The sequence below is a fragment of the Nocardia sp. NPDC059236 genome (genome assembly GCF_042754085.1).
GTDB lineage: Bacteria > Actinomycetota > Actinomycetes > Mycobacteriales > Mycobacteriaceae > Nocardia.
Genome location: NZ_JBHZAF010000040.1, coordinates 12,629 through 37,076 on the forward strand (window position 1 = coordinate 12,629; position 24,448 = coordinate 37,076).

At 67.6% G+C, this 24,448-nt stretch carries 30 protein-coding genes; all 30 read left to right on the top strand.

The genetic code is table 11. The features are described from left to right. The first annotated feature begins 195 nt into the window (after positions 1-195). On the top strand, positions 196-498 hold the full coding sequence (locus ACFXIV_RS46240; RefSeq protein WP_379404011.1) for a hypothetical protein: 303 nt from the start codon (positions 196-198) through the stop codon (positions 496-498). A 40-nt stretch (positions 499-538) separates the two neighbouring features. Beyond that, positions 539-925 carry a hypothetical protein gene (locus ACFXIV_RS46245; RefSeq protein ID WP_379404010.1) on the top strand — a complete coding sequence of 129 codons (387 nt, stop codon included), beginning with the start codon at positions 539-541 and terminating at the stop codon, positions 923-925. A 32-nt stretch (positions 926-957) separates the two neighbouring features. Continuing rightward, positions 958-1,149 carry a hypothetical protein gene (locus ACFXIV_RS46250; protein ID WP_379401502.1) on the top strand — a complete coding sequence of 64 codons (192 nt, stop codon included), beginning with the start codon at positions 958-960 and terminating at the stop codon, positions 1,147-1,149. A gap of 201 nt (positions 1,150-1,350) precedes the next feature. Continuing rightward, the gene (locus ACFXIV_RS46255) at positions 1,351-1,635 is read left to right on the top strand and encodes an HNH endonuclease (protein WP_379404009.1); all 285 of its coding nucleotides are present in this window, start codon (positions 1,351-1,353) and stop codon (positions 1,633-1,635) included. Between the two features lie 24 nt (positions 1,636-1,659). Beyond that, entirely contained in the window at positions 1,660-2,112 is a 453-nt protein-coding gene (locus ACFXIV_RS46260) for a hypothetical protein (protein WP_379404008.1), read from the top strand. 90 nt (positions 2,113-2,202) lie between these two features. Next, complete coding sequence (locus tag ACFXIV_RS46265) at positions 2,203-2,544, top strand: hypothetical protein (RefSeq protein ID WP_379404007.1); 342 nt, start codon at positions 2,203-2,205, stop codon at positions 2,542-2,544. Beyond that, complete coding sequence (locus ACFXIV_RS46270; RefSeq protein ID WP_379404006.1) at positions 2,528-3,982, top strand: terminase; 1,455 nt, start codon at positions 2,528-2,530, stop codon at positions 3,980-3,982. Before ACFXIV_RS46265 ends, ACFXIV_RS46270 begins: the two co-directional genes overlap by 17 nt. Next, complete coding sequence (locus ACFXIV_RS46275; RefSeq protein WP_379404005.1) at positions 3,979-5,439, top strand: phage portal protein; 1,461 nt, start codon at positions 3,979-3,981, stop codon at positions 5,437-5,439. The genes ACFXIV_RS46270 and ACFXIV_RS46275 overlap by 4 nt, the downstream gene beginning before the upstream one ends. Then, positions 5,436-6,245: a hypothetical protein gene (locus tag ACFXIV_RS46280; RefSeq protein ID WP_379404004.1), complete on the top strand. Its 810-nt coding sequence runs from the start codon at positions 5,436-5,438 to the stop codon at positions 6,243-6,245. The genes ACFXIV_RS46275 and ACFXIV_RS46280 overlap by 4 nt, the downstream gene beginning before the upstream one ends. A 47-nt stretch (positions 6,246-6,292) precedes the next feature. After that, positions 6,293-6,871, top strand: a complete 579-nt coding sequence (locus tag ACFXIV_RS46285) for a hypothetical protein (protein WP_379404003.1) — start codon at positions 6,293-6,295, stop codon at positions 6,869-6,871. A gap of 18 nt (positions 6,872-6,889) precedes the next feature. Then, a complete protein-coding gene (locus ACFXIV_RS46290; protein ID WP_379404002.1) occupies positions 6,890-7,789 on the top strand; it encodes a phage major capsid protein in 900 nt (299 codons plus the stop codon). 158 nt (positions 7,790-7,947) lie between these two features. After that, positions 7,948-8,403: a hypothetical protein gene (locus tag ACFXIV_RS46295; RefSeq protein WP_379404001.1), complete on the top strand. Its 456-nt coding sequence runs from the start codon at positions 7,948-7,950 to the stop codon at positions 8,401-8,403. Further along, positions 8,396-8,740, top strand: a complete 345-nt coding sequence (locus ACFXIV_RS46300; protein ID WP_379404000.1) for a hypothetical protein — start codon at positions 8,396-8,398, stop codon at positions 8,738-8,740. Before ACFXIV_RS46295 ends, ACFXIV_RS46300 begins: the two co-directional genes overlap by 8 nt. Beyond that, positions 8,740-8,997, top strand: coding sequence for a hypothetical protein (locus ACFXIV_RS46305; RefSeq protein WP_379403999.1), 258 nt, complete (start codon positions 8,740-8,742; stop codon positions 8,995-8,997). The genes ACFXIV_RS46300 and ACFXIV_RS46305 overlap by 1 nt, the downstream gene beginning before the upstream one ends. Continuing rightward, on the top strand, positions 8,994-9,401 hold the full coding sequence (locus tag ACFXIV_RS46310; protein ID WP_379403998.1) for a hypothetical protein: 408 nt from the start codon (positions 8,994-8,996) through the stop codon (positions 9,399-9,401). The genes ACFXIV_RS46305 and ACFXIV_RS46310 overlap by 4 nt, the downstream gene beginning before the upstream one ends. A 43-nt stretch (positions 9,402-9,444) precedes the next feature. Next, positions 9,445-10,032: a hypothetical protein gene (locus ACFXIV_RS46315; RefSeq protein ID WP_379403997.1), complete on the top strand. Its 588-nt coding sequence runs from the start codon at positions 9,445-9,447 to the stop codon at positions 10,030-10,032. Between the two features lie 109 nt (positions 10,033-10,141). Beyond that, entirely contained in the window at positions 10,142-10,441 is a 300-nt protein-coding gene (locus tag ACFXIV_RS46320) for a hypothetical protein (protein WP_379403996.1), read from the top strand. Beyond that, positions 10,387-10,803, top strand: coding sequence for a DUF5361 domain-containing protein (locus tag ACFXIV_RS46325; RefSeq protein ID WP_379403995.1), 417 nt, complete (start codon positions 10,387-10,389; stop codon positions 10,801-10,803). Before ACFXIV_RS46320 ends, ACFXIV_RS46325 begins: the two co-directional genes overlap by 55 nt. 15 nt (positions 10,804-10,818) lie before the next feature. Then, the gene (locus tag ACFXIV_RS46330; RefSeq protein ID WP_379403994.1) at positions 10,819-14,544 is read left to right on the top strand and encodes a hypothetical protein; all 3,726 of its coding nucleotides are present in this window, start codon (positions 10,819-10,821) and stop codon (positions 14,542-14,544) included. After that, positions 14,541-15,410 (top strand): phage tail protein, encoded by an 870-nt coding sequence (locus tag ACFXIV_RS46335; RefSeq protein ID WP_379403993.1) that lies wholly within the window; start codon positions 14,541-14,543, stop codon positions 15,408-15,410. The genes ACFXIV_RS46330 and ACFXIV_RS46335 overlap by 4 nt, the downstream gene beginning before the upstream one ends. Beyond that, positions 15,410-17,014, top strand: coding sequence for a phage tail protein (locus ACFXIV_RS46340; RefSeq protein WP_379403992.1), 1,605 nt, complete (start codon positions 15,410-15,412; stop codon positions 17,012-17,014). Before ACFXIV_RS46335 ends, ACFXIV_RS46340 begins: the two co-directional genes overlap by 1 nt. A gap of 32 nt (positions 17,015-17,046) precedes the next feature. Then, positions 17,047-18,093, top strand: a complete 1,047-nt coding sequence (locus ACFXIV_RS46345; protein ID WP_379403991.1) for a hypothetical protein — start codon at positions 17,047-17,049, stop codon at positions 18,091-18,093. Position 18,094: 1 nt separating this feature from the next. Further along, a complete protein-coding gene (locus ACFXIV_RS46350) occupies positions 18,095-19,171 on the top strand; it encodes a hypothetical protein (protein WP_379403990.1) in 1,077 nt (358 codons plus the stop codon). Beyond that, complete coding sequence (locus tag ACFXIV_RS46355; protein ID WP_379403989.1) at positions 19,168-20,205, top strand: hypothetical protein; 1,038 nt, start codon at positions 19,168-19,170, stop codon at positions 20,203-20,205. The genes ACFXIV_RS46350 and ACFXIV_RS46355 overlap by 4 nt, the downstream gene beginning before the upstream one ends. A gap of 6 nt (positions 20,206-20,211) precedes the next feature. Beyond that, positions 20,212-20,838, top strand: coding sequence for a hypothetical protein (locus ACFXIV_RS46360; protein ID WP_379403988.1), 627 nt, complete (start codon positions 20,212-20,214; stop codon positions 20,836-20,838). Further along, positions 20,835-21,650, top strand: a complete 816-nt coding sequence (locus tag ACFXIV_RS46365) for an N-acetylmuramoyl-L-alanine amidase (RefSeq protein ID WP_379421477.1) — start codon at positions 20,835-20,837, stop codon at positions 21,648-21,650. Before ACFXIV_RS46360 ends, ACFXIV_RS46365 begins: the two co-directional genes overlap by 4 nt. Beyond that, entirely contained in the window at positions 21,650-22,051 is a 402-nt protein-coding gene (locus ACFXIV_RS46370; protein ID WP_379421478.1) for a hypothetical protein, read from the top strand. The genes ACFXIV_RS46365 and ACFXIV_RS46370 overlap by 1 nt, the downstream gene beginning before the upstream one ends. Then, positions 22,048-22,335, top strand: a complete 288-nt coding sequence (locus tag ACFXIV_RS46375; protein ID WP_379403985.1) for a hypothetical protein — start codon at positions 22,048-22,050, stop codon at positions 22,333-22,335. The genes ACFXIV_RS46370 and ACFXIV_RS46375 overlap by 4 nt, the downstream gene beginning before the upstream one ends. Positions 22,336-22,337: 2 nt before the next feature. After that, positions 22,338-23,774, top strand: coding sequence for a hypothetical protein (locus ACFXIV_RS46380; RefSeq protein ID WP_379403984.1), 1,437 nt, complete (start codon positions 22,338-22,340; stop codon positions 23,772-23,774). A 12-nt stretch (positions 23,775-23,786) separates the two neighbouring features. Beyond that, a complete protein-coding gene (locus tag ACFXIV_RS46385) occupies positions 23,787-24,212 on the top strand; it encodes a hypothetical protein (RefSeq protein ID WP_379403983.1) in 426 nt (141 codons plus the stop codon). The last annotated feature ends 236 nt before the right edge of the window (positions 24,213-24,448 follow it).

Consider the following 24,448-nt stretch of genomic DNA (forward strand, 5'->3'; position numbering starts at 1 on the left):
TTCCAGACTCCCTGCACCCGCCATAAAGCTCCACTCGGACACAGGGCGCGAGTCCAGGGCTTCACCACCCACAACCCCAACGGGAGTAGCCATGTTCGTCGACACTCTGTCCGCCGTCGCCCACGCCATCGACTGGTCGCTCGTCGGCCGCGCCGCCATCAACGTCGGTGCCGCCTTGTTCAGCACCATCTTCTGATGCAGCCCACCATCGGGCGCATCGTCCACTACACCCTCACCGAGTACGACGCGGAGGCCATCAACAAGCGCCGCGTTGACTTCGCTAAGCACCGCCAAACCGAGGGCTACGCCGACACCGGATACATCGCCCACTACGGCAACCCGACCCGCGCGGGCGACGTCTACCCGGCCCTCATCGTGCGCACTCGGGGCGACTTGGTGAATCTCAAGGTGCAACTCGACGGCACCGACGAGTACTGGGCGCCCGCGCGATCCGAAGGCGATGGCGCTGGCTTCTGGAACTGGCCGCAGAGGAGCTGACTGTGATCCTGAAATACCCGATCCTGGTGCTGCCGCTGCGGTGGCCGAACGTGTTGGGCTGCTGGATGTTCGGGCCGCACTGATGTCCGTCGTTCTGAACCTGGCCCTGGCCGCCGCCCTCGTCGACATGCGCAAGGGCCACCGCGTGCTCGTCGTCACCGAGAATCGTGACGCGGTCGCCCACCTGCTCCACGCCGCCCGGCAGTTTCTGCGCACCGGCGAGCGCTTGAACGTCACCAACGGCGGTCAGCAAATCACCTGCCCATCGGGCGGATGGATCCGCTTCCGCTACTACAGCGGTCTCACGCGCGGCTCTGTCCGTGGATTCACTCTCGACCGTGTGCACGTCGACCACTCCAAGCTGTGGGACGAACTCGGGCCGGCCTTGAACAGTGCCGCGGCCGGACCGACTATCACACACCACTGACCATGCTCGACCTTCGGACCGAGGACTGAACCATGAGACTGCGCATCCTGCCTCTGCCTGCCAACGTGCTCGGGCAGGCAACGCAAACCCCGTTCTGCCTGATCTTCGATCGGTGCACCGAAGCCGATACCAACACCATCACGGCCATGGTCGACATCGGCTTGAAGGACTCGACCGGCGCGAGATCGGTACTGGCGTTCCAGTCCGAGATCGAGCTGGACTGAGCATGTCGTACGTGACCGTCGCACTACAGGTCGGCACTCCCGAGGCTGGCCTGTGGTGCGAGGCATGTGCACGACCAAGCTGCATCCGCTTCCCGTTGTCCGCAGTCCTGCCGACTGGCGTGCTCGCGGTTGCCCCACTGATGTTCTGCCTTGATCACCAGACCATCGGCGAGGCATGGACAACGCGGAGGCAGGGCATCAATGGCGCAACGCAGCACGACGAACCAGAGTCGGCACCGCGCGGCGATACGCCGGGGTAAGCCACCATGCGCGCTGTGTCATGGCGAGATCGACTACTCGTTGCGTACACCCGACCCTGGGTCATTCGAGGTGGACCACATCACCCCGTTGGCCAAAGGCGGGACGGACACACTGGACAACTGCCAACCATCGCATCGGTGGTGCAACAGGCAGAAGAGCGACAAGGAACCCGAGGCCGGCGCGATGCATGGGCCTCGGGAGTTCGTCACTGATCGGACATGGTGAGGGAGCAGCGATGACGGATGCTGAGTGCTCGTGCATGTGGGACTGCAAGCACGAATGGTGCGGATGCATGCATCACTCATCGGACATGGAGGGCTGATGGGCTACAGCTGCGGATTCGATGCGAACTGGGGACGAGACGTTGGGTATGGCGTACCGGCACGCTGTGATCACCCTGGCTGCGGTGCTGACATTCACCGCGGCCTCGCCTATGTCTGCGGTGGTGACGTGTTCGGTGGTGAGCATGGATGCGGTCTGTACTTCTGCTATGACCACATCGGCTACCTCGATGACATGCCGCAACGCTGCGATCGGTGCATCGGTGGCATGAAGCCGTTCGCCCCAACTGAAGACGTGCCCGATTGGCTCAGGCACAAGCTCAGCGATTCCAGCTGGGCCGAGTGGCGAGCCAGCCACGCCGATGAGGTGGCCATCATGACCGAGCGGCTCGCGGCATTGACCGGAGCCCTGGGGGGGTGACCCCTCGGCCGGCCAGACCTGGCCCTCCCGGCATAGCCAAGTCCCCTCCCCGACCGACCCCCCTCCCCCCTCCCGAGGAGGTGACCCACCATGGCCCGCACATCCCGCACCCGCAAAGAGCCGCCGCCACTGAGGGTTGTCCCCTCTGGCGAGGCAGTTGCGAGCGCCGAGCCCGAGCCGAAGCCCGAGCCCCTCGGCCTGCTCGACGCGGTGGAGTCCGGGGACGTGCTCGCGATCATGAAGGCTCAGCGCCGGATCATCGCCGAGTCGCTGACCAACGCCTCGGAGAACACGAGGCCGCAGTACAGCAACGAGTTGAACAAGCTGAACAAGCTGATCACCGAAGAGGAATCGCGCCGGGTCACCGAATCGACCGATGCCTCGGTGGTCGCGCCTCTCGAAGTCGAAGCCTGGGATGGCACTGGCTACTGACCGCCGGCCGCTGTCGGAGGTAGCTCGCCACGTCGTCGCCCCGGGCGGAATCGTTGCCAGCGAATGGCCTTCGGTCCGCAAGACCTGCCGCCGCCTCGGCTGGGATTTCGACGGCTGGCAGGACGGCGCGGCGATGCTCGTCCTCTCGCTGCGCGCCGACGGCGAATACGCCTCGGACACGATCGTCATCTCGATCCCGCGCCAGGTGGGCAAGACGTACCTGGTGGCCTGCATCATCTTCGCCTTGTGCCTGATGAAGCCGGGCCTTCGGGTGATCTGGACGGCGCAGGTGAAAGACACCGCGCTGGAGACCTACGAGAAGCTCGTGGAGATGGCGAGCCGCCCGAGGGTCAAGCCGCACATCTTCAAGATGCCGCAGGGCAAGGGCGACGAGGCGATCTACTTCAACAACGGATCGAAGATCGAGTTCGGCGCCCGAGACTCCGGATTCGGCCGCGGTCGAACTGATGTCGACGTCCTGGTTTTCGATGAGGGCCAGCACCTTTCGTTGCAGGCGCTCGAGAACATGGGCGCCGCCCAGAACGTCGCCCAGAACCCCCTGTGCTTCGTCATGGGCACCCCGCCCCGCCCGCAGGACAAGGGCGAGTTCTTCTTGCTGTCCCGCCAAGAGGCACTGGACGGCGAGTCCGACGGCACGCTGTACATCGAGTTCTCTGCTGACCGCGGCTCGGATCCGATGGATCGGGAGCAGTGGCGCAAGGCGAATCCGTCGTTCCCGCACCGGACTTCGGAACGCGCGATGCTGCGGCTCCGGAAGAAGCTGAAGAACGAGGATTCGTGGGCGCGCGAGGCTCTTGGCATTTGGGACGACCTCGACCGGCTGCGCCCGGTCTGGTCGGAGCGCCTGTGGAAGTCCATGGCTGCGCCCGGCCCGGACGATGGAGTCAAGCCTCGCGCCCTGGCGGTGGACATGTCCCACGGCCGCCACATCTCGATATCGGCGTGCTGGCTCGACGGCGAGAACGCGCACGCCGAGGAGATTTGGGCGGGCGTGGATTCCGACGCCGCGTTCGCGTGGATGTGTGCGCGCGCCGGCCGCAAGATCCCGATCGTCATGGACTCCAAGTCCCCGGCCGCAGAGTTCGCGCCGCGGCTCCGCGCCGCAGGGCGCAGGGTGATCGTCACCAGCGGCCCCGACATGGCGAAGGCGTGCGGGCAGATCGTGGGCAAGTCAAAAATCGGCCGGTTCACCCACGCCGACCAGGAAGCCACCGCCACCGCTGTCAAGGACGCGCGCAAGCGGCCGATCGGCAAGGCCGGCGGTTGGGGCTGGGACCAGGAGGACGAGACGTCCTACATCGCACCGATTGTGAGCCTGACCCTCAGCCTGTTCGGCGCGCTCGCGACCACGAAGACCACGACCACATCCACCCGCGCCAAGCGCGCCAGCACCTCGAGGAGGGCCGCCCCGGCATGAGCGAGACTCTCCAACTCAAGAAGCTGGACGAGGACGAGAACATGATTCTCGGCCTGCTGCTGGACCAGCTGGACAAGAAGGCGAAGCGGAATTTCCTGCGCGCCTGCTACTACGACGGCAAGTACGCGCTCACGCGCAGCATGACGCCCGTTCCGCCGGAGTACTTCAAGATCGGTATTGTCCTCGGCTGGTCGGCGAAGGCCGTGGACATCCTGGCGCGCCGTTGCAACTTGGACGGTTTCGTGTGGACGGACGGCGACCTAGCGACTCTTGGCCTGGACACCGTGCTGGATGAGAACAATTTCGCCAGCGTTTCCAACAGCGCGATCACGTCATCGTTGATCCATTCGTGCTCGTTCCTGATCAACACCGAGGGCGACACCGGCGAACCGAAGTCGCTGATCCATGTCAAGGACGCCCTGAACGCGACGGGCGAATGGAACGCGCGCACTCGCCAGCTTGACAACCTGTTGTCCATTACCGGTCGCGGTGAGCGGGGCGGCGACGCGGCCGCGGTGACATCGTTCGCCCTGTACCTGGACGGGCTCACGATCACCGCCGACTGGGACAAGAGCGGCGAGTGGCAGGTGGAACGTCAGCCCCACAAGTGGGGCGTTCCCGCCGAGGTGGTGGCGTACCAACCGCGAGAGGACGGACGGCCGTTCGGATCCTCGCGGATATCCCGCGCCGTCATGTCGCTGCACCGCGCAGCCCTGCGGACCGTGACCCGCATGGAGGCGCACGCCGACATCTACAGCTTCAAGGACCTGCTGATTCTGGGTGCTGACGAGTCGGTGTTCAAGAACGCCGACGGCAGCCAGAAGACCGTGTGGCAGGTCATGATGGGCCGGATCAACGGCATTCCGGACGACGACGAGGCGACGAACCCCCGCGCCGAGGTCCACGAGATCGCCGCGGAGACTCCGCAACCTCACCTCGATATGCTGAAGCAGCAGGCCCAGCTGTTCTCGGGCGAGACCTCGATTCCGCTTACGTCCCTGGGCGTTTCGGACATGAGCAACCCGACTTCCGCAGACTCGTATATCGCTTCGCGTGAGGATCTCATCGCCGAAGCTGAGGGGGCGACCGATGATTGGGCGAGGCCGTTCCGCCGGTCCATGATTCGCGCGCTGGCGATTCAGAACGGCATCGGCATGGACGAAGTGCCGGCCAAATGGTCCTCGATCGACACGAAGTGGCGCAGCCCGGTCTACCTGTCCCGGGCGGCGCAGGCCGACGCGGGCATGAAGCAGATCACCGCAGTGCCGTGGCTGGCTGAAACTTCGGTGGGCCTGGAGCTGCTCGGCCTGACCGATCAGCAGATCCGACAAGCCCTGTCCGAGCGCCGCCGCGCCAGCGCCTCGATCGCGCTCAGTGATCGGCTCGCCGGGCGCACAGCGGCGGCCGATGCGAATCCGGCCGCAGCACCTGGCCAGGGCCCGGCGGCGGCGCAATGACCGTCACCGTGGACGAACGACGGCTGATCATGGCCGCGCTCGACCGCGAGGCGACGGCAGACCTGAACGCGTTGTGGACGAAGGCCGAAGAGCTCGCGTCCGGCGACTTTGCCGCGTACATGATCGACGCATTCCCCGACCTGGCGACCGAGTACGCCGCCCTGGCGGCCGAGATGGCTGCGGCCTGGTACGCCGAATCGCCCTCGACGACAACGTTTGTGCCCGTGCCTGGCCCGCTGCCGGTCGTCGAGGCGCTCACGACATCCGCAGAGTGGGCGCTCGGCGGAACCGGGCTGATCGGCCTGGATCGTTTGCAGGGCACGCTGCAGCGGTCGACGTGGAATGCGGCGCGGCAAACCATCTTCGACAACGTCGACGCCGAGGGCGCGCGCTGGGCACGGCACGCACGCGCGGACGCGTGCGCGTTCTGCGCCCTGATGGCCTCCCGGGGTGCGGTCTATACCAGCGAAGCCGCCGCCGAGCGGGTGGTCGGGCGCGGCAAGGAAATGTCGCTGGCCGACCGCCGGGCCCGCGCGGCCGGGCACTCGCGGGTGAACGGCCACACGGCCGCTGGAGGCAAGCGGACCCGCGGCACGCAGGCGCTCGGCGACCGCTATCACGACTTTTGCAACTGCGTGGCCGTCGAGGTCCGCCCGGGCGAGGAGTACGACCCGCCGGACTACGTGCGCAAGTGGGACGAGGCGTACATCGTCGCGAGCCGCGAGACCAAGAAAAAGGGCCGATACGGAGCGATCGACCCGAAGGCCGTGCTCGCCCACATGCGCGAGAACCTCGGCGCCCGTTGACTTCCCCTGCCGCAACGGCAGGGACCTACCCGAAATGGGGAATCACTATGCGCAACACCCTCCCGATCCATCCGCACACCGGCCTCCGGGCGATCGGATGGACACGCCGCGGACCGATCTGGCCCATCCTGGGCGGCTCGGAGGACGGCGGACACCCGGCCCTCGAGGGGGCGGGCGCCGGAGCCGATGCCGACAGCGGCGAGACCGCACCGAAACCCACTGAAACGGTGGATTTCTGGAAGTCGAAGTCGCGCGATTGGGAGAAGCGGGCCAAGGACAACGCCGGAGCCGCAAAGGAACTGGCCGATATCAAGGACGCGCAGAAGACCGAGGCGGAGCGGGCGGCCGACAAGCTGACCGCAGCTCAGGCCGAGGTGGATTCGATCCCGTCCAAGGTCGCCGATGCCCTGCGCGAGCACCTGGTCACGCTGCACAAGATCCCCGAAGACCAGGCGGAGCTGTACCTCACCGCGAGCAATCCGGAGCTGCTGTTGAAGCAGGTCGCCGGGCTGGTGGACATGGGTGCGCGCAAGTCCAACCGAGTCCCCCGTGAGGGACGAAACCCCAAAGCAGCCGACGACGAAATGGCCGCGTTCACGCGCCAAGTCTTCGGCAACAGCGAATAGCGGAAAGGAGCACCGGCCATGGCCGTGCTGACTACCTCGAGCCTCACCATCCCGAATCAGATCCTTGACCCTTGGCTGGGCAAGGTGAAGTTCGGTTCGTCCATCGCCACCCTGTCGAACTCCTTGGCGATGAAGTTCGGCACCGGCAACTCCATGACGTTCACCATCGGCGAGGCCGAGTACGTCGGTGAGGGTGCGAACAAGGGCGGATCGACCATCACCAGCACCACCAAGACCGTCAAGCCCTTCAAGTTCCACAAGACCGTGCGGTGGACCGACGAGGTCATGTGGGCTGACTCCGACCACCAGATGGGCGTGGTGCAGCAGGTCTTGGACCTGATCCAGCCCGCCCTGTCGCGTGCGCTGGACTTCGGTGTGTACCACGGCATCAACCCCACCGGTGGCGCCGCGGTGGCGGCCATGACCGAGAAGCTGACCGACACCACCAAGTCCGTGGAGATCGGCCCGACCGACAAGCCGTACGCCAACCTCGACGCGGCCGATGTGCTGGTCCTCGCGGGCGGCTACAACCCGAAGGACATCGCGTTGAACCCGGACTTCGCGTCCAAGTTCGGCGGCCTGCGCAACGCCACCTCCGAGCAGAAGCTGTACCCGGATCTCGCCTACGCGACCGCCCCGGCCGGCCGCCTGGAGAACCACAACAGCTCGGTGTCCGACACCGTGGGCGCTATCGGCATCGCTGCCGCGGCCACCAACGTGAAGGCGTTCGTGGGCGACTTCAGCGGTATCCGCTGGGGTGTGCAGAAGTCCATCGGCCTGAAGGTCATCGAGTACGGCGACCCCGACGGCGGCGGCGACCTGCAGCGCAACAACCAGGTGGCATTCCGCGCCGAGGTTGTCTACGGCTGGGGCATCGCCGATTTGAACGCTTTCTGCAAGATCATCGACGCCGTCTAATGCCACGGCTTCGAAACACGCACAGCGGCGTGGTGGTTTCGGTCGACGACGAGACCGCCGCGCAGCTGGGGCGCGAATGGGAACCGATCGACCAGGCCCCGGCCAAGGCTGCACCGCCGCGGCGGGCGGCGAAGGCCACCAAGGAATAGGCGGGCACCGTGGGCGATTTCATCCAACCGGCCGACCTCGCGCCGTTCGCGACCATCCCGGAGCCGAAGGCCCTGGCGATGATTGCGGACGCCGAGGCCATGGCCAAGCTGAGCGCCCCGTGCCTGAAGACCCTCGGTGACCTCACCGACGAGCAGAAGGCCGCGGCGAAGGCCATCATTCGCGGTGCGGTGCTGCGGTGGGCCGACGTCGGCGCTGGCAGTGTCACCACCAAGACGGCCGGACCGTTCGGTCAGACCGTCGACACCACGCGCCGGAATCTCTACTGGCCGAGCGAAATCAAGCAGTTGCAGGACATCTGCGCAAGCGTCGACGCGGGCAAGGCGTGGTCATTCAGCCGCACCGCCGCCATGTCGACGACTCACGCCGAGGCGTGCGCGCTGGACCTCGGCGCGAACTACTGCGATTGCGGCGCCGATCTCGCCGGGATGCCGCTGTATGAGTAGCTTCCCCCTGCCCTACACCGTCGGGCACCAGGTCTATGTGCCTGGCGCCGAGGATTCGCATGGCAACCCGATCGACACGTGGGCCGATCCGGTTCCAGTGCAGAGCTTTTGGTGGACGCCAGACTCATCCGAGCCGATTCTCGCAGGACACGATCGGCTGATCGTGGACCTGGTCCTCGTGCTCGATTCTGCTGTGGCCGAGGAGGTCTCGCATCGGGACCGGTTCACCATCGAGGGCCGCCAGTGGGAGGCGATCGGCATTGCCGAGGACTACGACCACGGCCCGTGGTGGTCACCCGGTGTTCGTCCGGTCAATCTGCGAAGGGTGGACGGCTGATGGCAATCCGCGTGCGCTTCAACTTCGATGCGTTCGAACAGATCCGCCGAGCTCCCGGTGTCGCCGCGTTCCTGAAGGACCGCGCCGATGCGATCGCCAAGGAGGCCCGCGACCGTTCCGGCGAGGAGGGCTATTTGGCGGTGACCGGACGCGGCCGGACCCGTGACCGCGCCGCAGTGGTCACCACGACGTGGCAGGCGATTCGCGACAATGCCGAAGACCACACGCTCCTGAAGTCGCTGGACGCGGGCCGATGACACTGCCGCCCATCGTGTTCCCTGATATCGAGGCGGTCGTCACTGCCTGGGGTAAGGCCACGCTCCCGGGTTACGGGATCACGGCCAAGGTCGCCACGAAAATGCCCGACCCGCGCCCGGCCGCAACGGTTGTGGTGCGCCACGGCGGCGGAGCGCAACGCGACGCCATCACCGACCGGCCCCGCGTGATCCTCGAATGCCACGCCGCCACCGAGCCCCTCGCGGCCGATCTCGCGGGCAAGGTGCGGGCCCTGCTCAGCTCGGCCGCGCCCGGCTACCTCACCGCGGGCGTGTGGTGCGACCAGGTCGTCGACATGGGCATCGCGAAGTCCCAGGACCCCAACACCGGCACACCCCGGTATCTGGTGACCGCCGAGCTGCACGTCACCGGTCGCCCTCTCTAGATCTCACATCCCCACGGGGACACCACATGAAGGGAGAACTGTCATGTCTGTGGCAGATAGCAAGTGGATCGGCGCTGGCGCACCGAATTCCGTCACCGGCGGAATCCTCGTCGCCCCGCTCGGCACCACCCTGCCGAGCACCTCATCGGCCGCCCCCGGCGCCGCGTTCATCAAGCTCGGATACGTGTCCGAGGACGGCCTCGACCCACAGGGTGACCGCAAGTCCGACTCCATCAAGGACTGGTTCGGCGACATCATCGCCCAGCTCCAGAGCGAGCACTCGGTCCGCTTCGGCCTGAGCCTGTACTCGGTGTGGGACGCCGACGTCCTCGGGGAGGTGTTCGGCCCGGACAACATCACAGTGACCGCTCCGACCGCCTCGGCTGGAACGCTCATCACCGTGAAGGAAACGGGTTCGGTGCTGCCGCGCCGGTCCTGGATTTTCGACATGGCCCATGAGGGCAAGAAGCTGCGCATCGTGCTGCCCAACGCCAAGATCAGTGAAGTCAAGGAGGGCAAGATGACCTCCAAGGAACTCGCCAAGTTCGACATCACGATCGAGGCATTCAAGGATTCCAGCGGCGTCAAGGCGTACCGCTACCTCGACGACGGCGTGACCACCGGGCCGTAACCCCAGACCCCAGCGGCGGCGGGCCTTTCCGCGCAGACCCGACCGCCGCCGCTGGGCCCCACCCCTGGGGCATCGAAAGGGTCTGCGCGGCAACGAAAGGGCCTGCGCAATGGCTTCCCGTAAGAACACCACCAAGACCGTCGAGAAGGTCCGCGACGACTTCGTCTACACCGTCGACGACCGGGAGATCCGGCTGCCGTCGCTGGCGAACCTCAAGCCCGGCATCGTCCGCAAGGTCCGCCGCCTCGGCGAGGTCGACGCCATGTTCACGATGATGGAAATGACCCTCGACGAGGACGCGCTCGCTCTGGTCGACGACATGGAATCGGAAGCGTTCGAGGACATGTGCGACAAGTGGCGCAAGCACTCCGGTATCGATCTGGGGGAATCGTCGGCCTCGCGTCGCTGATCGACGCGTACAGCGAGGCTATCGAATCCGACCTCATCGACCGAGGTCTGCGGCTGCGCCAGCTCGGCACCGACACGCTGAGCTGGCGCGACCTCAAATCTGTCATCGCGTGGCTGCCAGCACGATCCGCGCTCGGGCGCGTCCTGCAACCCGAGAGCGCCACATGGCAGCTCAACGAGCATCTGCTGGCCGACGTCGCCGACAGCCTGCACTGGCTGGTCTGGGCGAAGACCGAGGACGCGCGCAAACAACCACCACGTAACCGGCCGCAGCAGATCCCGCGCCCCGGTGTCGACAACGACCGTGACCGAATCGGCACGCCGATGAGTCCCGAGGACATGGACGCGTTCCTCGGCTGGTAGGAGGTGAGCGGCGAAATGTCCGGCGACGCAATCGAACTGGCCACAGCGTATGTGAGCATTCTGCCCGAAACGAGCCGCATCGCGCGTGAGGTCCGCCAGGCCCTCGCCGAGGCTCAGGGGCTGGCCGACCGCAACCACCTCGAGATCAAGGCCGATGTCGAGACCAGCAAGGTCGACAAGCTCAAGACCGTGCTGGCGGGGGTCGGTAGCTCGGCCGGGCAGCTGTCCGGCGTCGCCGCGAAACTCTCGGCAGTCTCGGGCGCGGCTGGTGTCGCGGCCGGCGCGGTGGGCACGCTGGCGGTCGGCCTGGTCGCGCTCGGCCCGGCCGCGCTGGCTGCCGCGGCCACCGTCAAGGTCGGGCTCACGGGCGTGGCCGATGCGTTCAAGGCCCTCTCGGCTGCCGACGCGTCCGCGGGCAGTGACGGCGCGGCGCAGGCGAAAGCTGTTGCGGCAGCACAGAAGCAGGTCGAGGCAGCGGTCAAGGGTGTGGCGTCGGCGGAGAAGGACCTCACCTCGGCGGAGAAGGACCTCACGTCGACGAAGAAGGACGCCAGCAGCGCTGAGCAGGATCTCACCACCGCCCGCAAGGACGCCCGCCAGGAACTCGAGGGCTACGTGCTCACCCTGGCCGATGCGGCGCTCAGCGAGAAGGAGGCCGCGCAGGCGGTCAGGGACGCACAGAAGGACGTCGCCGACGCCAAGACTCCCGAGGACCGGCGGAAGGCCCTGCTACGCCTTGAGCGAGCGCAGCTGACCGAGACCAAGGCGATCGAGAAGAACAAGCAGGTTCAGGCTGAGGCGGCCGAGGCGCAGGCCAAGGGTGTCGAGGGCTCGGACAAGGTTGTCGCCGCCAAGGACAAGCTCGCTGCCGCGAACGACAAGGTGATCGACGCCGAGCAGAAGGTCGCCGACGCCGGGCAGAAGGTCGCCGACGCCCACCAGGCCGTGGCCGAGGCCCAGGCCGGCGTGACCGATGCCATGACCGCCAGCTCGGGCCCGCAGCAGGCCGCCGCGGCAGCCCTGGCGAAACTCGCCCCGAACGCACAGTCATTCGTCCTCGCCGCGCGCGAGATCGCGCCCGCGTGGGACTCGCTGGTCAAGAACCCGACCCAAGACGCCCTGTTCGCGGGCGCGGCCGACGGCATCAAGGAACTCGCCGACGCGGCACTGCCGGTCCTCGGGCGCGGCATGACCCAGGTCGCGGGCCAGATGAACGCGCTCACCCACGATTTCGCGGAGTTCTGGAAGGCACCGGAGAACCTCGCGGGCGTCGAGTCGATTTTCGCCGGCACCGCGAGCTTCATCGGCGGGATGGGGCCGGGACTGCAGCAGGCGACGACCGGATTCCTGTCTCTGGGAAAGGCTTTCGAGCCTGTCGCCGGGCAGATCGGTGCGTCGTTCGGGAACTTGTTCGGGTCGATCGGTCAGGCCTTCACCGATGCATTCAACAGTGGCGCGCTGACACAGCTGCTCGGAAATTTCTCCGGCATCCTCGACGGCCTCGGCGCAGGTCTGCAACCGCTGATCGGCGGACTGATCGAGATCGGCAACATCGTGGGCCCGACCCTGGGCCCGCTGTTCGCCACGCTGGGTCAGTCCCTCGCCTCGCTGGCCCCGGCGCTCGGCCAGATCGGCGCGACCTTCGCGACCACGCTGACCGCGCTGATGCCGGACCTGACGGCTTTCATCAACGCGCTGCTGGTCGGGCTCGAGCCCGTCTTACCGGTGATCGGTGATCTGCTGCAGAGCTTGATGACCGCGCTGACCCCGATGATCGGGCCGCTGTCGCAGATCGCTCAGGTGGTGGGAATCGCTCTGTCGCAGGCGATTACGGCACTCACCCCGGCCATCGGTCCGCTGTCGCAGTCGTTCGCGTCACTGATCACCGCGCTGGCGCCGATCCTTCCGGTCGTCGCCAACGTGGTGTCCGGCCTGATCCAAGCGCTCGCGCCAGCGTTGACAACAATCTTCGACGCGCTGGGCCCGGTGATCACACAGGTCGCGGACCTGCTGATGCCGGTATTCGAGGATCTGCAGCCGATCCTGGCCGATGTGGCCCAGCAGATCGGCACCGCGCTGGCTGATGCCATGAAGCAGCTGGCCCCGCATCTGCCCGACATCGCGAAGAGTTTCGGTGACCTGGTCGCCGCAGTCGCGCCGCTGCTGCCGCAGCTGGTGCGGATGGCGGTGGAACTGCTGCCACCATTTTTGGATGTAGTGATCGCGGTCCTGCCACAGCTGCAGACCATGATCGATCTGTTCACCTGGCTGGTGAAGAACGTCATCGAGCCGTACGTGATCCCGACCTTCGAGAAGATGGCGGACAAGATCGGTACGCAGCTGGGGAACGCGGCCAAGGTCGTCACCGCGTGCCACGACACCATGGAAACCGCCGTCAACGGCATCGCCGGATTCTTCAAGGCACTGGGCGACACCGTATCGACCGTGTGGTCGGGCATCGTCCACGGAATCGCGGTCGCGGTCAAGGAAATCGGCAAGCTGCTCCAAGGTGTGAAGATCCCCGACTGGGTGCCCGGTGTCGGCGGCAAGGGCACCTCCGGGCTCGGCGACAGCCTCGTGCAGTGGGCCGATGCGCACATGGCCACTGGTGGCCTGTTCCGCGGGCGCGGCACCGGCACCAGCGACAGCAACCTGATCGCAGTGTCTGATGGCGAGTTCGTTGTCAACGCCGTGGCCACGGGCCAGAATCTGTCGCTGCTGCAGGCGATCAACTCCGGATGGACGCCGAGCGTCGAGGACATGGCCACGCTGTTCCCCGCGTTCGCCACGGGCGGGCTGGTGGCCGGCAAGGCGTTCGCGCAGTCCATGGATCCGGCCACCTATGCGATGGGCGGATTCTCGCGGACCGCGATCGACTGCTCGGGCCTGGTGTCGGCTGTCGTCAACGATGCGCGCGGCGAGGATCCGTTCTCCTCGCGCATGTCGACGGTGACCGAAGGCGAATGGCTCGCGGCGCGCGGGTTCAAGTCCGGGATCGGCGCTGATGGTGACCTGCGTGTCAGCTGGTTCGATCACGGCGGCGGCGCGAACGGGCACACCGCAATGACACTGTCGGACGGCACGAACGTCGAGAGCAACGGCAGCGAGGGCGTGGTCATCGGCGGCGATGTCGGTGCCGGCCACGGCATGTTCGACCATCACATGTATCTGCCCGCGGCGATGCTGCGCGGCGGCGACCTCGGCGGGCCCGCCGGTCCGAACACCAACGGCGGCACCAACACCGGCGGTGCCACGACCGGAAGCCCGAGCGGCGCAACGGGCACGGGCGGCAGTCCGGCCGGCAGCGCCACCCCGAGCTCGACACCCTCGACGGGCACCTCGTCACCGGGGGCGAACACCAACAACAACTCAAGCGCGACACAGGTTTCGGGCACGCACCCGCTGGCCGGGCTGCCGTTCACCGGTGAGCTGTTCAACGGCGACGCCCCGTGGTACCTCGCGGACAGCCCCGAGAAGGCGCTCGCCAACCTGCAGACCCAGGCCGGGAACCAGTGGAACTCCACGGTTTCCGACGTTCAGAACTTCTTCCAGAACAACTGGAAGGAGATGGTGCAGACCGGCGCGGCCGTGGTCGGCATGGGCGCGACCGGCGGCGGCGGGAGCAGCGGCGACATCTGGAACATCAGCGGCGTCGACCCGATGAGCGCGGCCGCGGCCGTCGAACGCGTGCAGCGACGAAAGACGCTGGCGCAGCAGCGAAGAGGAGGTTACGGCCGATGAACCCTCTCATGCTGCCCGACGGCACCAAGATCGTGGCCTGGGACAACAACGGGCGCGTGTGGCATCTGCACGGCGCGGGCGCCGGCCGCGAGGGCGCACGCATCACCCGCCAAACCGGGTGGATGTTCGCGCCCGTGCAGCTGCTCGTGTCCGAGGGCGCGCGTCAGGACGGCGCGACATTCGAGCGGTCGGTGCGCTCGAAGAAGGAATGGGACTTTGTCGTGTTCCTGAGCGCGCCGACCGTGCGGGAGTTCTACGCGGTCCATGATGCGTGGTTCCGCGGCTGGTCCACCGACATCCCGGTGACGGTCGGCTACTTCACCCGGCACCAGGGGTGGCGGCTGCAGCGATACCAGCTCGACAACGAGCCCACCCCTGTAGGTGATCATGACCCGGTCCGCAACGCGGGTGCCGAGTTCCAGATGTCGGCGACCGCGATGGATCCGCTGCCGCACCACCTCGGCGAATGGGACGTGTGGACCAACAGCCTCGCCCTCGGCGAGGGCACCGTCCGCGCTCGCAACGCTGCCGATCGGCCGGGCTGGGCGCGCTACACCATGCCGGGCCCGGGCCGGTACGGGATCGAGGACCCGACCGGGACCGCGTTGCGGATCGTCGAGACCCCGATCATCGGCGCGGGCGAAGAGCTGCGCATCGACACGCACCCGCGCCACCGCACCGCGCGCATCTACTCGGCGGGCAGCCCGTCCGGGCGAAACGTATGGGGGCAGCTGGCGGGCCGCCGCTGGTTTGCCAGCCTGCCGCCGTGGTCGGCGACCGACTTGGTGGTCCGCTGCACTGACGGCGCGACCACCTCGGCCGCTGTCCGGGTCGACGTCACCCCGCGATCGTCGAGGCCGTACTGATGGCATGGGATTCCGCGGCCGCCGCGCGCCGCCTCGACCTCGCCGAGCGCCAGGACCAGGCCGCCCGCGCTGACCAAACCACGCTGGTCCGCTACTGGGACAAGAACCTGGACGAGGTCGGCGAGGAGCACAACTACACCTCGCTGCAGTTCAACCACACCCGCAACGCCGCGGGCGGGCTGAAAATGCAGATCCCGCGCAAGGACTTCCTCTACTACGACTTCGTGTTCGCCAACCCCGACGGCGAGGACGCGACAATCCCGTTCACGGTGAACATCACAGGGTTTCGCTGGGACGGATTCATCACCCGGGCATCGGTAGTGCGTGATGAGACCGGCCTAGAGACCGTCGACATCGAGGCGATCCACTGCTGGCAGCACTGGGCGTCGATCTGCTGCTGGGCATCGCCGTTCGCGCCGATCCTGGCGCAGTGGCCGCGCCATCACTTCGTGGTCGCCCCAGCCCGGACGATGGCGCTGAACTACGTTGTGCCGAATCTGATTCGGCTGCAATCGCAGTACGGCAGCCTCGACCCGTCCGGCGCGATGTGGCCGATCACCGTCAAACCGATCGATGTCCTCCACGATGACAGCAAATGGTCCGGCGCGACAGCGCGATTCGACATGGCCGACGAGCTGCTCGTCCCGGCCATGGACGCGGCCGGTTGCCTGCTCACCGCCGAGTTCTACATCCACGGCGAAGACGAACAGCCAGCGCCGGATTACTACACCCTCGACCGCAACACCGTGGTGCTGGGCACCGTGAACAAATCCAACACTGTCGGCCCGACCGGCACGCTGCTGGATGGTCTGATCATGTTCTTCGAGGACTTCCTCGAAGACGGCGTGACCCCGGTCCGCTATCCGGTTTTCGACGCCCAGTCCGAATACGAAGCGATCTACGGGAATCCGGGGCCGCTCGGCACCACCCGCCGCCCACCGTGGGTCTGGTACCTCGAAGGCGAGTACTCCGGGCTCGGCCCGAGTGAGGTCGCCATCCACAAGCCGACCGCGGTCGCGGTGATCGTCGGCGGCAAGTCGCCGGGCTGGGTCAATGCGGGCATCGAAGTGGCGATGAAGAACCTGCTGAGCTGGCTCGGATTGCTGATCGGTGTCCCCGGTTTGGACAGTCTCTATCAGGGACAGCTCAAGGACGTGTTCCTCGCGTGGAACGTCTACGAGGACGTTGGTCGCACGCACCGCGCGGGCCCGTTCGCGTTCCGTGAGATGGCTATCAGCAACTCGCAGAAGGCATTCACCATTGATGGCTTCATGGCCGGCCGCCAGGGGCTGCACCAGACCCGCGGCTACACCAGCAAGAAGGTCAGCGTCGGCGACGGCGGCCCCTACACCTTCGGCATGGACTACGAGCTCGGCGATCAGATCGGGTTCCAGGTGGCGGACCAGATCTTCACCGACTACGTCACCGAGGTCACCTTCACTGACAACCGCACCACTGCGGCCCGGCTCGAGCTCACCATCGGCGACGGCAGCGACGAAGAGGACTCGCTGGTCAAGGCGTGGTCGCGCATGAGCGCGCTCGCGCAGATGGTCAAGACCCTGGCCACCGACGTCGGCGCAGACCTCGATCTCATCATCTTCTGACCCGAAACCCTCTGTGAGGAGGTGGATTACGCGTGTCCGACGTGACCTTTCCCGCCCGGCTGACTGTGACCTCGGCCCCCGACCTCGACGGGCTGCCCATCCTGGACGCCACCATCACCCCCGCCGGGGAGGCACCGGCGCTGGCGCTGCCCGCCGGCCAGCCGGGCCTGCCCGGTCCGCGCGGCGGGCCTCGCACCGCGTTCCGCAAGATGGGCACGCTCGCGGGCGCGGGCGCGCGACCGACCGGCCTCGGCCCCGACGACCGCGGCAAGTGGTGGCATCGCCTCGACAGCAACGGCATGGACGTGTGGACCGGGACGGGCTGGCTGCACTCACCGAACGCTGTTGGCGCGCAGGGCCCGACCGCGCCAGCGGCCACCGCCGCCGCGACGACCGTGCACTCGGAGAACCTGACCGAGGCCGCCCTGCGCGTCACGGCCAGCGGTGCCGCGCTGGCCCTGGAGGCAACCGCGCCCGCTGGACTGCAGGGCCCGCCCGGCCCGACCGGCAGCAGCGGCGCTATCAGCGCGGCCACCGATTTCGACAACACCCTGGGCCCGACGCATCGCTCTATGTTCGTCTACGCGCCCGCGGCCCGGAAGTGGAAGGTCGCCTCGGCTCCGAACGGGTTCGGTCAATGGTCCTGGTATCAGGAGGATTTCGCCGCCAACACCAGCACCGCGGCCGCCAGTCTGACCGTGGCCTCGTTCGCGCTGCCCGCACTGCCGTTCACCTGGCGGCCGATGGTGTGGCTGTCGGGATACATCCAATGCGTTGCGGACACCGCCACCTATCCGATCCTCGTGGGCCGCCTCAACTCCCCGACCGGTGTCACCCTCGCCTACGGCGCGGGCAGCATCCGCGCCGGCCGCGACTGGTACCACGCGACAGCGTTTCCCACCTTCGGCGACGACGGCCCCAAACCGCTCGCCCCGTCGAGCACCTACGCCACCGTCCCGGCAGGCGAGCAAGCCTCGCTGGTCGTGACCGTGGAAAAGGTGGGCGGCGCTACCACCAACATCGCCTGGGACCGCACCGAAGCCAGCGCGGTCGTGTGGGCCCTCCCGATTGGAGCATGAGTTGTCCACCATCGGCGACTACTTCCGCGATGTCCGCATCACCGGCGTCGACGAAGGCATCGGGAGCGCGGGTGTCGTGCAGGCTATGCAGGCCACCCCTGCTGACAGCTCCCTCGAGCTGCCCACCGGCCCGACCGGCGAGCGCGGACCGCAAGGCCCGCAGGCGTACCCGTTCCGCTGGGAGGGCGACATCGCCGACCAGGCCGCCCTGTCCGCGCTCGCCGCCGGCCTCGGGCCCGTGCAGGCGGGGAAGGCGTGGCGGGTCGCGTCGACCAACAGCCTCGCCTACTGGAACGGCAGCTCGTTTGACACCTTCCCCGACGCGTTCGGCGCGCACGGCCCGACCGGGCAACCGAACACCCTAACCCTCGGCACCGTCACCACGGGCCCGGCCGGATCCGATCTACAGATCACGATTACCGGCACGCCCCCCGCGCAGGTGGTGAATCTCGTTGTCCCGCGCGGCGTCAAGGGCCGCAAGGGCCCCGCCGGCCCACCTGGACCGATCAGCGCCGCCAGCGACTTCGACGCCACCGTGACCCGCACCGACGGCATGGTCCCCCTGTGGAACGCCGCCAGCGGCAAGTGGACGCCGAGTCCGAATCCGAACTGGCGCGGCCCGTGGACGATCAATGACGCTCAGCGATACGACGGCGGCCCCGGATTCGTCCCCGACAACACCAACATCACCACGGTGCCGTATCAGATTGCGTCCCTGCCGATCCCCGCTCAGGATGTCGCCTGGCGGCCGTTCGTGACCGGCGGCGCGATGGCCTGCACCACCAGCAACAAGACCGCCGAGCGCGTCGTGTTGCAGGCGTTGCTGTCGGGATCCAACACGATCGTGGCCTACGGCGACGGGCACGGGTGGGCCGTCCTGCGCCATTTGACCCTCGTCCCGCAGATCCGCACCCAAGCCCAAACCCCCGCCAGCACCGCTGGTGTGGTCCCGGCCGGGCAGGACGCCACCATCATCGTGCGCATCGCCGCCAGTTCCGGCGCCCCGCCGCTCATCTACGGCCGCGCGTACGCCCATCTCGCGGTGTGGGCCGTGCCCGTGACAGGAGTCCCCGCATGAGCACTGTTTACGACTCTGAGGTGACCGTCACCATGCGCACGGTCGGGGACCCGACCGGGCTGCCGCACACCGTCAACCCCGTCGAGGTCGCCGACCGGCAAGTACTCGTCGAGCTCCGCGAGGGCGGGGTCGGAACCCAAGGCCCCGAAGGGGACTCGTCGTGGCCGTGGACGTGGGAGGGCGACATCGCCACCTTCGCCGCGCTCAAGGCTCTCGGCCTGGGCACCGCTGACGCCCGCAAGGCGTGGCGCGTCGTCGACGAGCAGGCCCTCTACCTGTGGAGCGGAATGGAGTTCATCCGGTTCGCTGGATCGTTCCAGGCCCCCGGCCACCAGGCAGACCCGACCACGCTGACCGGATCGGCGACCGCGGGCGCGACCGGATCCGCTGCAGCCGCGGCGATCACCGGCACCGCCCCCGATCAGCAACTCGCCATCACCTTTCCGCGGGGCGTGACCGGCGACGTCGGCGATGCGGGCGTGCCGGGTCCGATCCGCGACGCCGAGGACGTCGGCGACCTGTCGAGTGCACGGACGGACTCCGTGCTCGCCTGGGACACCGCCAGCAGCGAATGGCAGCCGATCCCCGCGCCGCGGCTCGGCGGGCCGTGGGCGATCGCGGGCAACCAGTTCACCGGCGGCGGATCCAACCTGTCCGCCAGCCCGAAAACTCTGGCCACGATGAACATTCCGGCGCAGCCCTACGCGTGGCGGCCGATCGTGCTCGCCGGGAACATCGGCATCCAAAACCACTGCGACCCCGCCGATTCCGGGCGCGTGAACATCGAGATCCGCCTCGGCGCGGTCGACGGCACACTCATCGGCTACGGCGTCTCGGTCGGCCTGGCCAACAACTCCTTCGTGCAGCTCTACCCGCGCTGGGACTACGCCATCGGCCCCGGAAACACCCTCGGCACCGTCGCCGCGAACACCACCACCGCCATCTACGTCGTCGCCAAACGCGTACTCGGCAACAGCAATTACTCCATCCAAACCGCCAATGCTCAGCTGCTGATCATGGCCCAACCCCTCTGAGGCCCCGTGAGCGAACACGAACCCGAGATTGTCGAGCAGATCGTCACGAAGACCGGCCGCGACCAACAGCAGCGCGCCGACGCCACCGTCCCGCCCGGCAGCAGCGCGCCGGAGGTCACCGCTGCCATGCGCGCGTTCATCGAGCAGGCGCTCGGCGGCCGCCTCCCGGACCTCGGCGAGATCCCCGAACAGGACCCACAGGTGCTGGCCCTGGCCGCCGAGCTGCAAACCATCCACCTGCCCGAGTGGCGCAACCCGGCCGGCCGCGTGCTCGCTGGGCCCGCGACTACCCAGATACAGGGCGCGGTCCGCATCGCTGAGTACCTCGTCCGACGCGGCGTGCGGATCCACTCCGAGCACGAGCGGATCCGATGGATGCCCACCCCGGGCGGCCCGCCCGCGGTCTACGACGACGGTCTCCACGTCACCCCCGACGAACACGGGAACTGGCCCACACCTGACCCCGAAACGTTCTGGGACGTCGCCGATATCGCCATCCGCCAGGACCGCGACGGCCGATGGATCGCCGGCCACCCGCGCGGCATCGAGTTCACCAGCGACAGCAAAAGCGAAGCATACGCAGGCGTCGTCACCCGCCTGCGCGCGAAAATCGAGGAGGCACAACAGCAATGAGCGATCCGACATGGCTGCCCGAAGTCCTGCGAAACGCGGGCCTCGAAGTCCACGAGTACCCCGGCTGGCGCGACCGCGGACACGGCGACTTCGGCAACATCTGGGGCGTCATCTGCCACCACACCGGCTCGTTCGGCGAGAGCCCCCGCGGCATCGCCGAACACCCTTCCCTCGACCTGGCTTCCCAGCTGCACCTGTCGCCCGAGGGCGTCTACACCGTGTGCGGTGCCGGAATCGCCTGGCACGCAGGCGAAGGCAGCTACCCGGGCCTGCCGACCAACGCGGCGAATCAGTACACCATCGGCATCGAGGCCGCCAACGACGGCGGCGGCCGCCCCGGACTGCCGCACCGCGCGAGCTGGTCCGACGCCCAGTACGACGCCTACGTCCGAGGCGTCGCCGCGATCCTCGACTACCTCGGACAGCCCGCCTCCCACGCTATCGGCCACAAGGAATGGGCCGGGGCGGCGCAGGGCAAATGGGATCCGGGTGCCATCGACATGAATATCTTCCGCGCCGACGTTGCCCGATCCATGAACGGCGACAACACCACTGAAGGAGACACCGACATGCTGGACGCGATCATCAAGAATTTCCGCGGAAACTCCCTGAAGTTCCGCGACCTGTTCTGGTGGATGGACAAGAACACCAGCCTGACCAAGGACCAGTTGATGGGCCCCGACGAGAAGGGCTGGAAGATCCTCGGCGCGTCCAGGGTCGACCCGAAGCGCGACAACACTCTCGTCGAGGCCATCGCCGAGCTGCGCGCCGACGTCGCCGAGCTCAAGCGCACCGCGCAGGGCGGCAAGTGATGGGGCAGCACAGCGCCCCCGAGAACGCGAGCCAGGTCCGCTACCCGTGGCGGACCCTGGCGCGCACCACGTTTCAGCTCGTCGTCGGCCTGGCCGCCGCGATGCCGTTGATCGTGTCGTCCTCTGGCCTGCCCTCGACGGCGGCGGGGGTCGGTGCGGCGCTGGCGATCTCGGCCGCCATCACCCGATTCATGTCTGTGCCTCAGGTCAACATCGCGCTGGCCACGTGGGTGCCGTGGCTGGCGGCCGAGCCGCGAGATAACGGCGCGCCTGCCGACCGGGACCACACGATCACCGCCGCTTTCGTCGACTACTACGGCAACCCGGCCGAGGCCGCCGCGGCCCTCGAGCGGGCGAAGCGGCGCGAGCAGGAGCGCCAGCGGATGTGGAGGCGTGAATGAGCTGGCCGACACCGGAATTGATCCAGGCGGCCGGGGTCGCGGTCGCCACCGTGATCGCGGCCGTGACCACCTGGCAGGCCCGTGAGGTCGCCAAGCTCCGGACGCGCGTCGACGTGCTCGAGGTGGCCCTGGCAGCGAAGGACCGCAAGATCACCCTCGCGTTCAAGCTGCTGCGCGCGCTGCTGCGTCACATCGGCGAACTGGAGGCATGCCTGCGGCACCTCGGCGAAACCCCGCCCGTGGCCACCTACACCATTCCCGACGAGCTGGCCGAGGAGATCTGACCATGGCGGAGCTACTCCCGCTGAAATACGGCCGCGTGGTTGGTCGTTTCCTGGCCAACATCGCCGACGGCCCCGACATCGGCGACACCCCGGAATTCGTACCGCTGGCGGGCACGCTCACGTTCACCGCCGGCGCTCCCAAAGTCCTTGTCGCCGAGGCCGAACCAGATCCGGCGACCTATGTCCAGCTCCCGGACTACTACGTCGCGCAGTTGGATGAGTTCGGCTACCTGACCTGGCGAGGACAGCGCGGTATCCGGCTGGTCGCACCCAACGGCGACACCAACCCCACCGGGTGGACATGGAAGGTGTCGTTCAACCTCACCTATGAGGGCGGCAGGGTGCCGATGGACCCGTACGCGTTCATGGTCCCGCCCTACGTCGCGGGCCCGGATCCGGAACACCCGGACCTCGACTCGACCGGCCTGGTCGACCTGACCCTCGTCTCGCCGGTCCCAGCGTCCAACGGCGAGGCCGTCGTGCGCGGGCTGAGCGTGATCGGTGTGCGCTTGGCTGGCGACGCACTGGTTTTCGAGCTCGACAACGGCCAGGATCTCGACCCGGTCACCGTGCCCGCTATCACCGAGGCATCGGCCGCAGCAACGGCGGCCGCCGCCAGTGCGAGCGGCGCGTCGACGGCCGCCAGCGCGGCGCAGGCGGCGGTCGATTCGTTCACCCTTGCCATCGGCGCGGTATCCGAGGGCCCGGCGAGCGCGGCCGTCCACGGCGGCCCGCCCGACTGGACCCTCGACCTCGTGCTCCCGCCCGGCCCGACCGGACCCTCGGCACCGGACGCCACCGCGGGCGCGAAGGGAATCATCCAGCTCGCAGGCGACTTGGGTGGATCCGCGGGCGCGCCCACCGTGCCCGGCCTGGCGGGCAAGGCGACGCTCGTGCACACCCACGCCGCGGCGGATATCACCGATTCGACGTCGACCGGGCGTGCGGTACTCACCGCGGCGAACGGCACCGCCGCCCGCTCGGCGATCGGTGCCGGCACATCGAGTCTCGTCATCGGCACCAGCGCCGGAACCGCCTGCGACGGCAACGACGCCCGGCTATCGAACCCGCGCACACCGGCGACCGGCACCTCGCCCTATGACCTGTCGATCGTCGTGTGCGGCAAGGACACCGTGCGCGCGGTCGGCACAGGCGATTTCACATTCGGCGTCAAGCTACAGCGAGCGGTCACGTTCACCTCGTGGACCATTCGCGGTGGGACCGAGGGATCGGGCGGCAACCTCGTCGTCGAGCTCCGCAAGAACGGCGCTGCAGTATCGGGTAGCGCCATCACGGTCGCCGGGGGCAGCCAGGTCGCAGGCGGAACCGCGGCCGGCGTATTCGCCTACGCGGCGGGCGACATCCTCACCATCGGCATTACCGGTGTCGGCACCACGCCCGGCAAGGGACTGATTGCCGACTTGCTCGGCTTGGCGTGAGGGGCGGCGGATATGGCGATCATTGTGGTAGGCACCGGTTTAGCGTCGCGCCCGGCGTCGCAACGGATGAACAAATCCGGCACCTATGGCCCGACCAGCTCGTCACCGACCTTGCTGCCGGTCTGGACGCCCGACCCCGCGTTCTCGGGCACCAACATCGTGGCCGATCAGCTCGTGGTCGATCGTGCGGGCATCATCGACATCACCTCGCGGATGGTGGTCACAGCCAATTCACTCGGCGGAACAGTGACCGGCTACATCTACAAGAACAACGCCTCGATCAAGTCGGCGTCATCGAACACGGTGTCCACGATCAACCTCGACATCACGGGAATAGTCGTCGCGCAAGGCGATCTGCTCGACATGCGCGTCTCCAACAGTTTCGGCACGGTCGCCATCGGCGATGTCGGGACCTACCTGCAGTTCATCGCAGCCTAGATCGCCAGCTGGATCGGTCACTATCTGTGACCGCGTGGCATGGCCGCAGCAAATCGCCCCCAGTCGACGGCTGGGGGCGATTTCGTGTTTGAGAAGCCTGCCCGCTCTGGCACAGAAGGTCACAAATCTGGCAGCGGCTGACCTTATGCACACTCTGAGCAACCTGGTTACGTCAGCGTTCCTGGTGTCTTCCAGGCAGAGGATCGAAGGGAACAGCACCGCAGATGTCAGACCCG

What these genes read in the sequence shown, in the direction of transcription:
- ACFXIV_RS46250 (WP_379401502.1), top strand. Translation starts at nt 958, where the DNA reads ATGAGACTGCGCATCCTGCCTCTGCCTGCCAACGTGCTCGGGCAGGCA.
- ACFXIV_RS46265 (WP_379404007.1), top strand. Translation starts at nt 2,203, where the DNA reads ATGGCCCGCACATCCCGCACCCGCAAAGAGCCGCCGCCACTGAGGGTT.
- ACFXIV_RS46305 (WP_379403999.1), top strand. Translation starts at nt 8,740, where the DNA reads ATGGCAATCCGCGTGCGCTTCAACTTCGATGCGTTCGAACAGATCCGC.
- ACFXIV_RS46240 (WP_379404011.1), top strand. Translation starts at nt 196, where the DNA reads ATGCAGCCCACCATCGGGCGCATCGTCCACTACACCCTCACCGAGTAC.
- ACFXIV_RS46310 (WP_379403998.1), top strand. Translation starts at nt 8,994, where the DNA reads ATGACACTGCCGCCCATCGTGTTCCCTGATATCGAGGCGGTCGTCACT.
- ACFXIV_RS46285 (WP_379404003.1), top strand. Translation starts at nt 6,293, where the DNA reads ATGCGCAACACCCTCCCGATCCATCCGCACACCGGCCTCCGGGCGATC.
- ACFXIV_RS46370 (WP_379421478.1), top strand. Translation starts at nt 21,650, where the DNA reads ATGGGGCAGCACAGCGCCCCCGAGAACGCGAGCCAGGTCCGCTACCCG.
- ACFXIV_RS46330 (WP_379403994.1), top strand. Translation starts at nt 10,819, where the DNA reads ATGTCCGGCGACGCAATCGAACTGGCCACAGCGTATGTGAGCATTCTG.
- ACFXIV_RS46380 (WP_379403984.1), top strand. Translation starts at nt 22,338, where the DNA reads ATGGCGGAGCTACTCCCGCTGAAATACGGCCGCGTGGTTGGTCGTTTC.
- ACFXIV_RS46255 (WP_379404009.1), top strand. Translation starts at nt 1,351, where the DNA reads ATGGCGCAACGCAGCACGACGAACCAGAGTCGGCACCGCGCGGCGATA.
- ACFXIV_RS46335 (WP_379403993.1), top strand. Translation starts at nt 14,541, where the DNA reads ATGAACCCTCTCATGCTGCCCGACGGCACCAAGATCGTGGCCTGGGAC.
- ACFXIV_RS46365 (WP_379421477.1), top strand. Translation starts at nt 20,835, where the DNA reads ATGAGCGATCCGACATGGCTGCCCGAAGTCCTGCGAAACGCGGGCCTC.
- ACFXIV_RS46315 (WP_379403997.1), top strand. Translation starts at nt 9,445, where the DNA reads ATGTCTGTGGCAGATAGCAAGTGGATCGGCGCTGGCGCACCGAATTCC.
- ACFXIV_RS46280 (WP_379404004.1), top strand. Translation starts at nt 5,436, where the DNA reads ATGACCGTCACCGTGGACGAACGACGGCTGATCATGGCCGCGCTCGAC.
- ACFXIV_RS46290 (WP_379404002.1), top strand. Translation starts at nt 6,890, where the DNA reads ATGGCCGTGCTGACTACCTCGAGCCTCACCATCCCGAATCAGATCCTT.
- ACFXIV_RS46355 (WP_379403989.1), top strand. Translation starts at nt 19,168, where the DNA reads ATGAGCACTGTTTACGACTCTGAGGTGACCGTCACCATGCGCACGGTC.
- ACFXIV_RS46320 (WP_379403996.1), top strand. Translation starts at nt 10,142, where the DNA reads ATGGCTTCCCGTAAGAACACCACCAAGACCGTCGAGAAGGTCCGCGAC.
- ACFXIV_RS46340 (WP_379403992.1), top strand. Translation starts at nt 15,410, where the DNA reads ATGGCATGGGATTCCGCGGCCGCCGCGCGCCGCCTCGACCTCGCCGAG.
- ACFXIV_RS46385 (WP_379403983.1), top strand. Translation starts at nt 23,787, where the DNA reads ATGGCGATCATTGTGGTAGGCACCGGTTTAGCGTCGCGCCCGGCGTCG.
- ACFXIV_RS46275 (WP_379404005.1), top strand. Translation starts at nt 3,979, where the DNA reads ATGAGCGAGACTCTCCAACTCAAGAAGCTGGACGAGGACGAGAACATG.
- ACFXIV_RS46375 (WP_379403985.1), top strand. Translation starts at nt 22,048, where the DNA reads ATGAGCTGGCCGACACCGGAATTGATCCAGGCGGCCGGGGTCGCGGTC.
- ACFXIV_RS46270 (WP_379404006.1), top strand. Translation starts at nt 2,528, where the DNA reads ATGGCACTGGCTACTGACCGCCGGCCGCTGTCGGAGGTAGCTCGCCAC.
- ACFXIV_RS46300 (WP_379404000.1), top strand. Translation starts at nt 8,396, where the DNA reads ATGAGTAGCTTCCCCCTGCCCTACACCGTCGGGCACCAGGTCTATGTG.